The organism is Persephonella marina EX-H1 (genome assembly GCF_000021565.1).
Lineage (GTDB): Bacteria > Aquificota > Aquificia > Aquificales > Hydrogenothermaceae > Persephonella > Persephonella marina.
Genome location: NC_012440.1, coordinates 792,148 through 806,701 on the forward strand (window position 1 = coordinate 792,148; position 14,554 = coordinate 806,701).

Here is a 14,554-nt window from a genome sequence, read left to right on the forward strand (position 1 = left end):
GGGCTTTTCGCCCCTGAGGTTAAAATATGTCCATTGATCTGCCAGAGCTACTTAAAAATACTGAGCCTTTTTCACTTCTTTCAGAGGAGGAGATAGACTACATAATATCAAACTCTCTCCTTGATTATATACCTAAAAACAGTATTATCCTTGATGAAAAAAAGAGATCAGATTATTTATATCTGGTAATAAAAGGTGTTCTTTCCCTACTTAAGGACAACACCGTTATAGAGCTGTTAGAATCTGGGGAGATCTTAAAGGATCCATCTGGTTTTAAAGTAAAAGCTGAAGATGACAGTATTCTTCTGTTAATACCATCTAAGGTTATTCAGGCTATTTTAAAGGAGCATCCTGAATTTAAGGATCATTTTGAGAAAAGTATAACGAAGAAGATCTCTGAAGGATCAAAAAAGTTAAGATCTGTATCATATGATGATATATCATTACTCACCTTAAAAAGTATTGATCTCAGACCTGCTGTTTTCTGTGATGAAGAAGATTCTGTAACACAGGTGGCTAAAAAGATGTCGTCAGCTGATACGTCATGCTGTCTTGTTGGAAGGGAGGATAGTATAAAGGGGATAATTACAGATAAGGATCTTAAAGATAGAGTTCTTGCAAAAGGACACGACCCTTCAAAGATAAAAGCTTCAGATATAAAAACCTATCCTGTTGAGTTTATAGAATCGGACAGGTTTCTTTTTGAAGCTGTATTGAAAATGATAAGGAAGAACATTAAAAGGTTACCTGTTTTAGAGGAAGGTAAAGTTATAGGTGTAGTTGAGGACAGAGATATACTGGTAAGACAGTCAAGGAATATTCTATATCTTATTGGTCAGATAGAAGATGAGTACGACATAAAAAATCTTTCACAGATATACAAAAGCTTAAAACTTTCAGTTGAGGAGATATTTAACACAGGAAAGGATATAGAGATCATACAGAAATACATCTCGGAGATAAACGACAGATTTGTCAGAAAAGCTGTTGAGATCTCCCTTGAAAAACTTGATATAAAAGGAAGATTTTCATTTGTTCTGTTTGGAAGTGAGGGAAGAAGGGAAGTAACCATATCCACTGATATTGATAACGGGATAATATTTTCAGACAGAGATGAGAGGGAAAAATTTTTGAGATTAGGCAGAGAGGTTGTTGGTATTCTTCTCAGGATAGGTTTTCCAAGATGTGAAGGTAACGTAATGGCATCAAATGAGAGATGGGTTAAAAGTCTTGATGACTGGAAAAATGTCGTTGAGGAATGGATCTCAAAACCTGATGCGGAAAATATACTTATGACAGGTATATTCTTTGATTTCAGAAATGCTTACGGAGATGAGACCCTCACAGATCAGCTTCAGGACTTTATATTCAGCCTTATAGAGAAAAATCAGAACTTTCTCTTATCAATGGCATTAAAAACACTTGAGCTTGAACCACCTGTGGGATTTTTTGGCAGGTTTACAGTTGAGAAATCAGGTGAACACAAAAATGAGCTTGATCTTAAAAAGGGAGGAATACTTCCTATAGTTTCTGGTGTAAGGGTTCTTTCTCTGGAAAATAAGATCCGTTCAACAAACACTATAGACAGGATCAGAAAGCTGAGAAAAAAATTAGGAGAGAACCTATCTGATGAGCTTATAGAGAGCTTTAAATTTTTACAGACATTAAGGCTAAAAAACCAGATTGAGAAGATAAAAGAAGGAAAAAGTCCTGATAACTATATAAATCCAGAAAAACTGACAAGATTTGAAAAGGACATTCTGAAAGAATCTTTCAGGATTATAAAAAAGTTTCAGGAGATGTTAGGTGTCCATTTCAGACTGAGAGTGTAGTATGGATATTATCAGGAAATTAAAAATACTGAGGTATAGAAATAACTCTTATTTTAAAAAGTTCTTTAGAGATGTAAATGAGAAGGATATTAATAAAATAACTTTCTGTTCTTTTGATCTTGAAACTACAGGTCTTGATGTGGAAAAAGATGAGATTATATCCATAGGTGCTGTTAAGATAAAAGAGATGAAGATAGATCTATCAACATCTTTTTACAGGATTGTAAAACCAGAGAGGATACCGGAAAAAGAAAATATACTTATTCACAGTATTACGGCATCAGAGATGAAGAAAGGAGAGGATATAAGAGATGTTCTCCCGAAGTTTCTTGAGTACATAAAAGGAACCGTTCTGATAGGATATTTTGTCAGTTTTGATATAAGTATGCTCTCAAAATACACACAGAAATTTTACGGCTTTCCCATTCTAAATCCATACATAGACGTTTCACAGCTTTATATAAAGAAAAAAGTAAAATCATACACACCATACGAGAAAATAAAAGAGAAGAGCCTTGATCAGATCGCTGAGGAACTGAATATCCCAGTAAGGAAGAGACACAACGCCCTTTATGACAGCATAACAACAGCACTTATTTTTTTATCTCTGATGAAGAGATAAAGGCAGGTTGCTGTATTATACTTCTGGTATTATACTAAAAGTATAAAATTTACTATACCAAAGGTATAATAAATGAGAAATCCTTTTTATTACGGTGGGATTGTTTCTGAAAAGTATTTCTGTAATAGGGAGAATGAAATAAAAGAGCTTAAGAAGGATATACTCAATGGTCTTAATATTCTTATCTATGCACCACGAAGATTTGGAAAAAGTTCACTTGTAATTCATACTTTAGAAAAGCTGAAAAAAGAAAAAAAACTAAAGTATATATTTGTTGACCTGATGGGGATTTCCTCAAAAGAGGAGTTTATAAATGAGTACTTCAATGCAGTAGCCCAGTCTCTTGAAGAACCTCTGGACAAGGTTATAAACTTTTTCAAAAATGTTATCAAGTTTAGACCTGTAATCAGAGTAACAGTTGATGAGTATGGAAGGACAAAGTTTCATCTTGAGTTTTCTCCTGAGAAAACCTTAGAAACCCTTGAAGAGGTACTGGATTTACCTCTTTTTTATGCTAAAAAAGGCAGAAATATCTGTATAGTTTTTGATGAGTTTCAGGAGATTGAAGTTTTAGGAATAGAGAACAGATTAAGATCAAAACTACAGCACCACTCAAACAGAATTTCTTATATTTTTATGGGTTCTAAAAAGAGTATTCTGCAGAAGATATTTCAGGACAAAAAGAGAGCATTTTATAGATCTGTAAAACATTTCCAGATAAAGGAAATATCAGAAAAAGACTGGATAAAGTTCATTCAGGATAGATTTAAGAAAACAGGAAAAGATATAGATAAGAGTTTTATAAAAGAGATAGTAACAATAACAAGAGGATTTCCCTACTACACACAGCAGTTTGCTTATGAACTGTGGGAAAATACGGAAAAAGAGGTAGATGAACAGGTATTTAAAGAAACACTTAAACTTATAATGGAGAGGGAAGAAGACCTTTTTGCAACAGAGTGGGACAATCTTACATCCAATCAAAAAAAGGTTCTAAAGCTGATAGTGGAAAAAAACGGCCAAAATCTTTATGATGAACACATACTCGCAAAATACGAGATAAAAGTAGGATCTCTGAGGAAGATCATCCAGATCTTAATGGAGAAGGACATAATAGACAGAAGGGAAAACAGGTATTATCTTCAAGATCCGTTATTTGAATACTGGTTAAAGCAGAAGATTTATTAAAAAATCACAGATTTATACAGTAATGCAATAATTTATGTTATGTCTTATTTTTAATTTAAAGTAACTGGAGAAATATGGAGTTATGTGATGAATTTACTGGAAAAAGTTAAAGCAGAAAAGGATATCTTAAAAAAACATCTTCTTTTTTCAGCATGGCTTTCTCAAAAACTTAAAGAAAAAAATATTCCCTTACCTGTTATTGTTGGTGGTTCAGCGTTAGAAATCTATACAGGAGGTTTTTATCTAACAGGAGATATTGATCTTGTATCACCGTATAGGGATGAAATAGAGAAAGTTATACTTGATACAGGTTATTTTAGAAAATCAGGAAAAAATTTAATATCTGAGAAGCTTGGACTGTTTGTGGAAATTGTAGATGAAAAACTCGCAGGGAGTATGGAAAAAACGAACATTATAAAGATAGATGAGAATCTGGATATAAGAGTGATAGGATTGGAAGATCTGATTATTGACAGACTTAATGCATGTGTCCACTGGAAATCTTACTCTGACTGTGAATGGGCTGAAGTTTTGATAGAGGAGTTCAAAGATAAAATAGATCTTAAATATTTAAAAGAAAGGGCAAAAGAAGAAAAAGTTGATGAAAAGCTGGAGGAATTAATCAAAGATGAAAATTGAGATAGATTTAGAAAATCTCCCTAAATACAGATTAGAGAAGGAGTTAAAAAGAAGAAAAGAGAACAAAAAGATAAGATACAAAAGAACCAGACCAAGAGATCCTGAGAAATGGAAAGAACTTAAAAAATTTATCCTGTCTCAGCTTCCACCACCGGAAGAGATATTATCAGGCAGATATTTTAGAGATCTGTTAAGGGGTAGTTGAATATACTTATGTATTAAATCTGGAGATATAATTATGAAGGTTTTAAATATCAGTCAGGCTCAAAAAGAATTTACGAAGATATTAAACGAAAGAGTGCTAATAGTTGATAACAAAAGGAAAGAAAAAAAGGCGGTTATCCTGCCTTACGAAGAATATCTAAAACTTATCTCAAAATGTAAAGATAAAGAATATTTACTTGGTCTGTTAACGACGGGAAGATTCTCAAAATTTAAAGGAGTTTTGAATAAAAGTTAAAACAGACTATGGGTAACATGTCAGAAAAATAAATAAAAGGCGTTTATATTTTAAAGAGAGATTTAATCTAAGGGGGAGGTAGTGAAATGGAGTATTTTATAATCTTTTTTATTGTATTTTTACTACACCTCTATGATTATTGGGCAGGAAGATAAGCTTATAATCTGTATCTAAGGTAGTATACTTAACCCCCACCTATACTTCCTCTTTATGGTATCATGTTATAAACCAAAAACTGAAAGGGTATTCACTAATGGAAAGGATAACATTAAAAACGGAAATAAAGTACTTATCTGAGAACGATACCGTTCTCAGATTTATTAAACAGGTAGCAGAAAGAAACGGTATAAAAGGTTATGTCAGCAGAGAGGATGACCGTATACTGATAATCTCTCAGGGAAGTGAGGAACAGCTTACCAGTTTTATGGAAGAGTTAGGCTCAAAAATGCCTTTCTCAATTTTTATGAGATCTTCATCAACAGAAGTTATAGATCATCCGGAAGAAAAAGGTTTCCATATTAAAAATGAGGATCTAAATATAATCCCATTAAATAGATCAGTATGTATAAACTGTCTTGAGGAAAGTCTAAACCCTACGGACAGAAGATTTTTTTACCCATTTATATCCTGTAACTACTGTGGGTCACAGTATGCATTTTTATTTGAGTATCCATTTGAGAGGGAGAAAACAGTATTTAAATTCTTCCATCCCTGTGAAAACTGTAAAAAAGAGTATGAAAACAGTAGTAGCTTCAGATACAGGTATGAGCTTATATCCTGTCCTGACTGTTTTGCACCTGTATTTTACAGATCAAAAAGTAAAGAAAGGATAGCCTTTACACCTGAAGAAAGAGAAAAGCTTTTTAACGCCATAGCAGGACTTGTATCTGAAGGAAAACCTGTAAAAGTTAAGACAGCTAACGGCTATAAAGTTATAGGAACCATACATGAGGAAAACATAAAGAAGATAAGAGAGATAGAAAAAACAGGAAGAAAACCTGTAACAGTTCTTATTACGGATATATCAAAACTTGATGATATAGCTTATGTAAATGATACACAGATAAAAGCCCTCTCATCTCAGGAAAGACCTGTTGTTAAACTTCAGGCAAAAGATGCTTTCTTGGAGAGAGATCTTGTTTCACAGACAGGTTTTGTAAACTTTAAGCTTGTAGATGATCCTGTTCTCAGCTTTATAGCATTTTTCCTGAAAGAGAGAGGAATTCCCTACATCTTTATTCACGATATCTCAGAAGACAATCTGGATAAGATAAATGACGGCTTAGATCATGATGTCCCAATTGTTAATATCCAGAAAGACACGGAAGTTTTTACAGTTGGAGACAGAATTTTAATAAAGGAAGGAGAAAAGGGGATACTGCCTGCTGTACTGAAAGGAAAACCTGTCTACAACATATCAGTTGCAGGAGATTACGTTGCTGTTCCTGTTGAGGATGGGGAGTACCTGATAGACAGAAAAGATAAAGTTCTGCCTATTATTGATGGATTTTTATCAAAAGCAGATGAGGTAAGACTTTTAGATGGAAGATATGAGGTTATAAACATACCATACAACAACATTAGAGATTTTAAAGACTATGAAGGAGCTTTATACTCAGTTGTTGCCGAGCATAATCTTCTGGATCAGCCTTTTGTAGGTATATATCTATCTACAAAGAGCGATAATAACTGCTTTGCGGTAAGATCCCATACAAAACCTTTAAAACAGCTTATTAAAATAAAACCAGTTCTGTTATTTGAAGATTTTCTAAAAACGGTTAAATGGGCTTTAGAAGAGATAAAGAGTATGTCACCTGAAGGCGAGAGGCTGATAAGTAATTATGCAAAAAAGTTTCCTGATATATTTAAAAAGATAGAGAAGATACAGCTGGATGATAATGGAAGAGAGTCAGAGAGTATAACAGCTGTTATAAATCTTATATCGGTAATATTGGGAGCGTTTGAGCAAAATGATTTAAGCTATTTTGAAGAACCTGCTGAAATTTTTGAAAATAAAGCGTTAGATTATCCAAAAAGAAAAGCCTTAAAAGTTGATTTCTTCCTTTATGAAGAGGAAGGAGTATTCTATCTCGACTGGAGAACAACACTGAGAAGCCTTATGTCTTATAAAATAGCAGGAACTGATATACCTATGCTTTCTTACTCATTCTTTGAAGGTCTTGGGGAATGGATAGTTAACCAGTCACAGACAGCCCTCACAAAACTAAAGATAAACAATCTTGTTTTAGCAGGAGATCTTTTCTCAAATCCTGTATTAACAGGTAGGATACTGAAACATCTTCCGGACAGGAATATATTGTTAAATGAAAGACTGCCTATTGATGTTCAGAATATTGCGTTCGGAGGGCTGTTTGTGGAATGAAGGACAAGATAAAAAGCCTTATAGATCTTTCACAGATAGAGCCTGAGGCTTTAAAACAGATATATGATGTTGCATCACTTGATATAGTAAAAAAGCTTGCCATTATGCCTGATGTCCATACAGGCTATGATCTGTGTATAGGTGGTGTGGCACTTGTTGAGGATCATATATCACCATCTTTTGTCGGATATGATATAGGCTGTGGGATGTGTTTTGTTAATACAGGTGTTAAAAAAGAGGAGATCTTCAGATCAAGAAAGGAGAGAGAAAAGATAGCCCAGCAGATATATAAAGCCATTCCTGTAGGGAATAATATAAGGAAAAAGCCTCTTGATTATAAACCTTTTAAGTCTGCATCAGGGGACAAAAATCTGACGAAAAAGGTTAATGATAAACTTTACCACTCACTTGGAACACTTGGAAGCGGAAATCATTTTATAGAGATAGGTGAAAATCTTGAAGGGTATGTATGCATAACGATACACTCAGGATCAAGGAATATAGGTCATTCTATTGCTTCGTACTACATGAAAAAGGGAAGATTTCTCCCTTTAAAATCAGATATTGGACAGGCTTATATTCAGGATATGAACTTTGCACTTGAGTATGCACTTGAAAACAGACTGACAATGATGAAAGAGATACTTAAGATCTTAGGATTTACTGAAAAGGAAGCTAAGAAGATAATTAAGAAAACATTGATAAATGAGAACCACAACCACGCAGTTATAACTGAAGAGGGAGTGCTACACAGGAAAGGGGCAACACCTGCAGATGAAGGACAGTTAGGTATAATTCCTGCAAATATGAGGGATGGTGTGTATGTTACTGTAGGTCTTGGAAATAAAGAGTTTCTATCATCTGCTTCACACGGAGCTGGTAGGGTTTTATCAAGGAGAAAGGCAAAAGAGCTTATAGATCTTGAAGAGTTTAAAAAGGTAATGGATAGTGCAGATATAGTTGCGAAAGTATCACCATCTACACTGGATGAGGCACCTTTCGCATACAAGGATATAAATCAGGTGATAGAAGCCCAGAGAGGTGTAGTGGTAGAGATCATAGATCAGGTAAAACCTGTTATAAATATAAAAGGTTAATCTTTTTTGTCTGGGTCGTAAAAAATAAGCTTCTCAGGAACTTTTTCTATATAGATAGACTGGCTTGGATAAGCAAATGATGAGCCATTCCTTTCAACAATCTCCATTATTTTTAGGTTAATATCTTCTTTTATAGCCATGTACTTTTCCCAGTTTGATGTGTCTGTAAATGTGTATATAAAAATATCAAGTGAGCTGTCTCCAAACTTATCAAAGAACACAAGTGTTATAAGATCTTTTGATATCCTTGGGTGTTCTTTCAGCATACTTCTTATATCATCCACTATCTTTTTAACAGTCTCACCGGGCGTATCATAAACGAGACCTATTGTCATCTTTATTCTTCTGTTATCCCTTCTTGAGTAGTTCTCAATGGGATTATTGGCTATATAGCTGTTTGGGACAGTTATAAGGGATTTCTCAAAAGTTCTTATCTTTGTTGTTCTGATACCAAGATCCTCAACGATACCTTCAACAGATCCAACCTTAACCCAATCACCTATCTTTAAGGATTTATCTGCAAGTATCGTAAGACCACCAAATAGGTTTGCAACAGTGTCCTTAGCAGCAAGGGCAAATGCAAGACCACCAAGACCGAGAGAGGCTATAAATGCTGTTACATCAATTCCCCACTCCTGAAGAACAGCGACAAATCCAAGAACAAATATAAATATCTTTGCAGATTTTATGAAGAAACTGCCAAGCTCCCTTGAAAGATCCTTCCCAAACCTTTCAGCAAACTTATAGAATCCTTCCTGAAATATGATCACAGCGTTGTATAAAATCCAGAAAACTGTGATTATAAAAAGACTCTTAATGAGATGATTTACTATCTCCTGTTCAACATTCAATATACTGAATGCAAACCAGACCCCAAAAACTATAAAGAGAAATTTAAAGGGACTTTCTATTACCTTCAGAAGCTTGTCATCAATTGTTGTTTTCGTTCTAGAGGTAAGTTTTCTGATGATACCTATGATTATATGTGTAAAAAGTTTTCTAAAAAATAGAAAAAGAAGAAAAACCAGAAGGGCTAACGCCCATTTATAAATGGGCGTCCCTAAAAAAAGCTGTTTCAAAAGATAGTCTATCTGCTGTACTATGCCGTTCTCCATACAGAAATTATAGCATTAATGTAAATCATCTTTTTACATTAAAAATTTATAGTCGGTAGTGTATTACCATTACAATCTGTTATTTCTAACGTTCCTGTCTTGCAACCTGTCAAGGTTACAGTCAATCTAAATGTTCCCCCAGTATCACATGTTCCGCTGTATGTTATACTTCCTCCGTCTGCACCGTCACAGGTATCTGAAATGTGTAAATCAGTGGCGGTAATATTTATAGATGCTGTGCTTGTTCCATCGGACCCTGTTGCTGTTATTGTTCCGTTCCACGTACCACTGTCCCAAGGGTCATTATCCCCATCAGCATCTGGAGTATAGCTCAGATCTGTGGATTCTAATATCCCGTAAATGGTAGACGCTGTCGGATCAGAAGGTTTGAAAGTCCATTTATGGTAGAAAGGTGTGAATACATATGTAGAGTCTACCTTGTCTATGTTTACATCCGTAATCTTCTCAACGGTTCCTAAAGATGATGTCATTGTTGTTGGCTCTCTTGAGCAGCCGTTGCTGAACACACCTGTACATATATCATAACCGCTTAGTCTGTCATTATCGTTGTCGTCCTTCGCACTTATCTTTCCTTTCCATGTGACATAGGTTCCGTATTTACATTCAAAAGTGTAAGTTCCGTTTACAGGAATACCATCATCATCTATGTCAGTTAGATCTCCTGATGCGCTTCCTGTACAGTTTGTAACCTGCTGAGCAGATATTGTTGCTGATACTGGACCAAAACCTTGAGGCATTGATGGTAAAACAATGGGAACACCTAAGTTTGGATTTGATACACTACTTGCCAGACTGTTGTACAGCACATCACCTATCTCAACACCACTACTGGATAATACGTCCTCAGTTGTTGCCTGATTTGTGGTCTGTGTTGTCTCACCTCCACCACCACCTCCACCACATGAGATAAGAGCAATACTTAAAGGAATAGTTACAGAAATGACTTTTAAAGCTTTCATTTCCGCTACCTCCCTTCAGTACTTCTCTCAGTACTACTATTAAATATAGTTTTTTAAATTTTAAAGAAAAAGTGAAAAATACCTGTATAATCCCCCTTGAAAAATTGAATATTTTTGTTTATATTATTACTACATTAAATAGTAAAAAGGAGATTCAGCATGAGGAGAATATCTTTTACAGCCATTCTACTACTCTTGGTAGGATTTACAGTTTTTTCCTGTACAAAAAAAGAGGCGTACAAGAAAGAACTAATCTCGGACAGTTATAAAGTGGTTATAGTTTCAGACCAGCCGCCCCATGTGGGAGTAAACAAATGGAAGGTGTATGTTTATACAAAGGATGGTTCAGCTGTTACTGATGCTTCCGTTAAAATTAATGGTTACATGCCTCCAATGCCGGGAATGCCTGAGATGAGTTTTGATTATCCTGTTAAAAATACTGGACAATTTTATGAAAGTGATGTAAATCTATCTATGAGTGGAACATGGCAGATAACCATAGTTGTTGAAAAAGGTGGCAAGAAGGAAAGTATAAAGTTTGGATTTAATTTATAACCGAAAGGAGCAGGAAATGGTATTGGAATTTTTCAAGAAAGGGTTTAAAAGCCTGAAATTTAAAAAAGACAGGCCCACCCCTCTTGGTGATCTTGAAGAGAAAGTTATGAACGTTCTTTGGAAAATAGGAAATGGGACGGTAAGAGAAGTTAGAGAGCAGTTAAATGAGAATTTGGCACATACTACAGTTATGACAATACTGGACAGACTTTACAAGAAGGGTCTTTTAAAAAGGATTAAAGAAGGTAAGAGCTACAGATATTTTCCTTTAATATCAAAAGAGGAATTTGAGAAGAAGGTTGCTGAAAAGGTTATTACAGATATTATCAGATCTCATCCGGAGACAGCTATAGCTGCATTTGAAGGTGCAATTGAAAAACTTTCCGAGGAAGAGATATACCATCTCAAAAAAATGATTGAAGAGAAAATGAGAGATGAAAAAAAGTGATCTAATATTTGTGATCTTTCTATCTGTGGTAGGTTTATACTTTTATTATTACTACTTCCTTATTACGACAGCACCTACCTGGATTATTGATCTGAAAAACTGTTTTATTGAGATGGACTTTTTACCGTTTCTGGAAAACCATCTGAACATATTTCTATACCTATCTCTGCTTGTGATCTCCAGTTTTCTTATAGTTAAAACTATCTTTTCTCTTTTCAGATCCATTTTTGGTTACTTTAAGCTTAACAGTTATATAAATAGAAATCTTTATAAAAGATTTAAGAATCTTTATATCATCAACTCAGATCAGATCGTCGCTTTTAATACGGGATTTTTTAAAAGGAAGATAGTTATATCAAAGCAGATACTTGACATCTTTTCAAAGGATGAGAAAAAAACCGTTTTCCTCCATGAAAAAGGACATCTGAAAAATGGCGACAGCTATAAACTTTTTATATTCTCTGTTCTTGTTAATCTTTTTCCAAAAAAGCTCGCAGATAAACTTCTTAAAGATTTTTCCCTCCTTAAAGAGATTGAAGCTGATATGTTCTGCGTATCCGACAGAAAAAAAGTTGAGCTTGCAAACACAGTATTGAGATTTTATACATACAGGACAGGTGTTTCCGTTCCTATGATGAACAGTTATTTAAGCCAGAGAATTCAGTTTTTACTCGGTCATCTTTCATATGAGGATTTCAAGGTAGAAAGGGTTTATCTCAGTTTTTCTCTCCTTCTTACTGTCTTTATACTGTTTTCTTACGTCTTTAATTACTGCCTGTGTAGTATGCATTAGGAGTTTTAGATGAATATGAGAGGATACTTATTGGTAATAATTACTACATTGTTTAGTATAGCAATGGTATCTTACGGAGTAGATCTGAAGAGTATTATTGATGAAGGGAGAAAATCCAATCCAGAACTGATAAAGATAAAAGAAAGACTGAAAGTTTATCAGTATAAAAAGGAGTTTGAAGGTAGTCTTGAAGATCCTGTTGTGTCCTTCAGTATTACGGATATTCAGCTTTTCTATAGACCTTTTTCAAGGCAGATAGAGCCAATGCAGGCTGTTGTTATAGGTATCTCCCAGAAGATACCTTACTTTGGAAAGCTTGATCTGAAAGAGCAGATCGTCCAAAAAAAGTACGACAGTGAGTATTACAGACTGAAAGCATCGGAGCAGAAGGTTTTAAAGAATATTTATATCTCTGCTTATAAACTGTGGAAGATTGATGAGAAACTGAAAATAATAAAGAAGTATCAGGATGTTGCGTCACAGATCATAAAGCTCTCAAACACCCTTTATGCTGTAGGTAAATCATCACAGAGTGATGTTATAAATGCACAGATATACTACACGCAGCTTAAGGAGATGGAGATAAACCTTAAGAACCTAAAAGAGAGGGTAAAGGCAAAACTTTCATCACTTGTAAACAGAGATATAGAAAGCGTGAGTCTTGATCTCCCTGAACCTGATGGAAAGCCTGATCTGTCACAGTTTATTGAAAGAATGAAAAATAACAGTCCTTATCTTGCCTACATAAAGGAGAAGATAAAGGAAAAGGACTACCAGATAAAGCTTTCTAAGAAGGATTACAGACCTGATTTCAGATTTTTTGCAAACTATGCCTACAGACAGGGATTTAATGATTATCTTACAGTTGGAGTAAGTTTTAATATCCCAGTATGGCAGAAAAGCCGTCAGGATATGAAGGTTTTAGAGAAAACCCAGGAAAAAACTGTAGTACAGAAGGAGTATCAGGAAAAGTTAACCGATCTTACATATCAGCTTGAGGATAGATACTACAAACTTAACGATGCTCTTCAGACTTATAGGCTTTTAAAGGATATATACATAAAACAGACTGAAAAGGGTTTTGAGAGCATAATAGCTGAGTATAAAGTGGGAAAGAAAAATATGATTGATCTTCTATACTCACTGAAACAGATACTCTCTGTAAAACTGAAAATCATAGATGAGATATACAGCTACAACGAGGCATTAATTGAAATAAAAGAACTTTCAGGAGATTTAAAATGAGCTGGAAAGGTTTGTTTATAGCTGTCACTCTTTTTGTTTTTGGGCTTGCTGTTGGCGTATTTACCCAGATAGGCTCTCAGATAATTCCTGTTATCCAGTCTTTTGTTGAAACTCAGCCGGCAGAGATACAGTCTGCAAAGCTTCCTGAAAGTAAGAACAAAAAGGGTATTCTGACGGTGGAACAGCTTTTTAATATAGATACTACTGTAGTTTCCCATGTAGATCTGACAAAGAGGATAGAGACTTACGGTGAGCTTGTTCACCCTGAAACAGATGTGAGGGATATAACATTTAAGATAAACGGTTATGTTGAAAAGCTTTACGCTGATTACACCGGTAAATACATAAAAAAAGGTCAGCCTCTCCTGACAGTTTACAGTCCTGAGCTTGTGTCAGCACAGGAGGAGTTTATAAGAGCTTACGAGTACCTGTCACAGATAGAAAATGCTGATAATGGGATACTGAAAAAGACAGCTCAGGATATGTATGAGGCGGCTTACAAAAGACTTTTATACTGGGATATAACACCCCAGCAGATAGAAAATCTGAAAAAAAGTAAAAAGGTTATGAAAACGCTCACTCTCTACTCCCCATATGACGGTTGGATAATGGAAAAGTTTGTTAATCTTGGATCAAAGGTTGAGGCAGGAAAGCCCGTTCTGAGAATAGCAAAACATGAAAATCTATGGCTTATAGCCAAGGTTTACGAACAGGATATCCCTTTTATAAAGAAAGGTCAGAAGGTTATGATACATTTTGAGTCCTACCCTGATCAGATCTATCACGGTGTTGTTGATTATATATATCCTATGATGGATATAAGGAACAGAACTGTTGATGTGAGGATTGTTATTCCAAACCCTGAGTATAAGCTCATTCCCGGAATGTACTCAAACATACATATAGATATCCCATTAGGAAAACTTATGGTTCTTCCTGAGACAGCTGTTATTAACACAGGTAAGAAACAGGTTGTTTTTGTCCAGAAGGAGAAAGGGGTTTTTGAGCCTGTTTTTGTTAAGCTCGGAAGGTATATAGACGGATACTACGAGATACTGTCCGGTGTTGGTCACGGAACTGTTGTTGCAAACTCTGCACTGTTCCTTTTAGATGCTGATGCACAGTTGAAAGGAAAGTATCAGAAAGAAGGTGAGCAAAAACCTATGAAAATGATGCATCACCACTGATGGAGTCTGG

15 protein-coding genes are annotated in these 14,554 nt (G+C 35.0%); 13 read left to right on the plus strand and 2 right to left on the minus strand.

Going from position 1 to position 14,554, the window contains the following annotated elements; all coding sequences use genetic code 11:
* Positions 1-26: 26 nt before the first annotated feature.
* From PERMA_RS04175 to PERMA_RS04210, 8 genes are all read left to right on the plus strand, one after another.
* Positions 27-1,832, plus strand: a complete 1,806-nt coding sequence (locus PERMA_RS04175) for a putative nucleotidyltransferase substrate binding domain-containing protein (protein ID WP_012675797.1) — start codon at positions 27-29, stop codon at positions 1,830-1,832.
* 1 nt (position 1,833) lies between these two features.
* A complete protein-coding gene (locus tag PERMA_RS04180) occupies positions 1,834-2,454 on the plus strand; it encodes an exonuclease domain-containing protein (protein ID WP_012676908.1) in 621 nt (206 codons plus the stop codon).
* Positions 2,455-2,526: 72 nt separating this feature from the next.
* On the plus strand, positions 2,527-3,642 hold the full coding sequence (locus tag PERMA_RS04185; RefSeq protein WP_015899014.1) for an AAA family ATPase: 1,116 nt from the start codon (positions 2,527-2,529) through the stop codon (positions 3,640-3,642).
* An 87-nt stretch (positions 3,643-3,729) separates the two neighbouring features.
* Positions 3,730-4,281 carry a DUF6036 family nucleotidyltransferase gene (locus PERMA_RS04190; RefSeq protein ID WP_012676732.1) on the plus strand — a complete coding sequence of 184 codons (552 nt, stop codon included), beginning with the start codon at positions 3,730-3,732 and terminating at the stop codon, positions 4,279-4,281.
* Positions 4,271-4,486 (plus strand): hypothetical protein, encoded by a 216-nt coding sequence (locus tag PERMA_RS04195; protein WP_012676588.1) that lies wholly within the window; start codon positions 4,271-4,273, stop codon positions 4,484-4,486. Before PERMA_RS04190 ends, PERMA_RS04195 begins: the two co-directional genes overlap by 11 nt.
* Before the next feature lie 33 nt (positions 4,487-4,519).
* Positions 4,520-4,741 (plus strand): type II toxin-antitoxin system Phd/YefM family antitoxin, encoded by a 222-nt coding sequence (locus tag PERMA_RS04200; RefSeq protein WP_012675470.1) that lies wholly within the window; start codon positions 4,520-4,522, stop codon positions 4,739-4,741.
* A 253-nt stretch (positions 4,742-4,994) separates the two neighbouring features.
* Positions 4,995-7,124 (plus strand): Kae1-like domain-containing protein, encoded by a 2,130-nt coding sequence (locus tag PERMA_RS04205; protein WP_012676379.1) that lies wholly within the window; start codon positions 4,995-4,997, stop codon positions 7,122-7,124.
* Positions 7,121-8,221 (plus strand): RtcB family protein, encoded by a 1,101-nt coding sequence (locus PERMA_RS04210; RefSeq protein ID WP_012676149.1) that lies wholly within the window; start codon positions 7,121-7,123, stop codon positions 8,219-8,221. The genes PERMA_RS04205 and PERMA_RS04210 overlap by 4 nt, the downstream gene beginning before the upstream one ends.
* Here the strand turns inward: PERMA_RS04210 and PERMA_RS04215 are convergent.
* Both PERMA_RS04215 and PERMA_RS04220 read right to left on the minus strand, forming a co-directional pair.
* Positions 8,218-9,336, minus strand: coding sequence for a mechanosensitive ion channel family protein (locus PERMA_RS04215; protein WP_012676339.1), 1,119 nt, complete (start codon positions 9,334-9,336; stop codon positions 8,218-8,220). The genes PERMA_RS04210 and PERMA_RS04215 overlap by 4 nt on opposite strands.
* 38 nt (positions 9,337-9,374) lie before the next feature.
* Entirely contained in the window at positions 9,375-10,316 is a 942-nt protein-coding gene (locus PERMA_RS04220; protein WP_015898893.1) for a hypothetical protein, read from the minus strand.
* A 159-nt stretch (positions 10,317-10,475) separates the two neighbouring features.
* On the opposite strand from PERMA_RS04220, the gene PERMA_RS04225 reads away from it, so the two are divergent.
* The 5 genes from PERMA_RS04225 to PERMA_RS04245 are packed head-to-tail and all read left to right on the plus strand — an operon-like array spanning position 10,476 to position 14,544.
* The gene (locus PERMA_RS04225; protein ID WP_012675948.1) at positions 10,476-10,871 is read left to right on the plus strand and encodes a FixH family protein; all 396 of its coding nucleotides are present in this window, start codon (positions 10,476-10,478) and stop codon (positions 10,869-10,871) included.
* 16 nt (positions 10,872-10,887) lie between these two features.
* The gene (locus tag PERMA_RS04230; RefSeq protein ID WP_083761594.1) at positions 10,888-11,319 is read left to right on the plus strand and encodes a BlaI/MecI/CopY family transcriptional regulator; all 432 of its coding nucleotides are present in this window, start codon (positions 10,888-10,890) and stop codon (positions 11,317-11,319) included.
* A complete protein-coding gene (locus tag PERMA_RS04235) occupies positions 11,306-12,112 on the plus strand; it encodes a M48 family metalloprotease (RefSeq protein ID WP_012676813.1) in 807 nt (268 codons plus the stop codon). Before PERMA_RS04230 ends, PERMA_RS04235 begins: the two co-directional genes overlap by 14 nt.
* Before the next feature lie 30 nt (positions 12,113-12,142).
* Complete coding sequence (locus PERMA_RS04240) at positions 12,143-13,357, plus strand: TolC family protein (RefSeq protein WP_187146672.1); 1,215 nt, start codon at positions 12,143-12,145, stop codon at positions 13,355-13,357.
* A complete protein-coding gene (locus tag PERMA_RS04245) occupies positions 13,354-14,544 on the plus strand; it encodes an efflux RND transporter periplasmic adaptor subunit (protein ID WP_012675756.1) in 1,191 nt (396 codons plus the stop codon). The genes PERMA_RS04240 and PERMA_RS04245 overlap by 4 nt, the downstream gene beginning before the upstream one ends.
* Positions 14,545-14,554 lie beyond the last annotated feature (10 nt).

Excerpts from the sequence above, each read along its gene's own strand:
- PERMA_RS04175 (WP_012675797.1), top strand. The coding sequence starts at position 27 with ATGTCCATTGATCTGCCAGAGCTACTTAAAAATACTGAGCCTTTTTCA.
- PERMA_RS04180 (WP_012676908.1), top strand. The coding sequence starts at position 1,834 with ATGGATATTATCAGGAAATTAAAAATACTGAGGTATAGAAATAACTCT.
- PERMA_RS04185 (WP_015899014.1), top strand. The coding sequence starts at position 2,527 with ATGAGAAATCCTTTTTATTACGGTGGGATTGTTTCTGAAAAGTATTTC.
- PERMA_RS04190 (WP_012676732.1), top strand. The coding sequence starts at position 3,730 with ATGAATTTACTGGAAAAAGTTAAAGCAGAAAAGGATATCTTAAAAAAA.
- PERMA_RS04195 (WP_012676588.1), top strand. The coding sequence starts at position 4,271 with ATGAAAATTGAGATAGATTTAGAAAATCTCCCTAAATACAGATTAGAG.
- PERMA_RS04200 (WP_012675470.1), top strand. The coding sequence starts at position 4,520 with ATGAAGGTTTTAAATATCAGTCAGGCTCAAAAAGAATTTACGAAGATA.
- PERMA_RS04205 (WP_012676379.1), top strand. The coding sequence starts at position 4,995 with ATGGAAAGGATAACATTAAAAACGGAAATAAAGTACTTATCTGAGAAC.
- PERMA_RS04210 (WP_012676149.1), top strand. The coding sequence starts at position 7,121 with ATGAAGGACAAGATAAAAAGCCTTATAGATCTTTCACAGATAGAGCCT.
- PERMA_RS04215 (WP_012676339.1), bottom strand. The coding sequence starts at position 9,336 with ATGGAGAACGGCATAGTACAGCAGATAGACTATCTTTTGAAACAGCTT.
- PERMA_RS04220 (WP_015898893.1), bottom strand. The coding sequence starts at position 10,316 with ATGAAAGCTTTAAAAGTCATTTCTGTAACTATTCCTTTAAGTATTGCT.
- PERMA_RS04225 (WP_012675948.1), top strand. The coding sequence starts at position 10,476 with ATGAGGAGAATATCTTTTACAGCCATTCTACTACTCTTGGTAGGATTT.
- PERMA_RS04230 (WP_083761594.1), top strand. The coding sequence starts at position 10,888 with ATGGTATTGGAATTTTTCAAGAAAGGGTTTAAAAGCCTGAAATTTAAA.
- PERMA_RS04235 (WP_012676813.1), top strand. The coding sequence starts at position 11,306 with ATGAAAAAAAGTGATCTAATATTTGTGATCTTTCTATCTGTGGTAGGT.
- PERMA_RS04245 (WP_012675756.1), top strand. The coding sequence starts at position 13,354 with ATGAGCTGGAAAGGTTTGTTTATAGCTGTCACTCTTTTTGTTTTTGGG.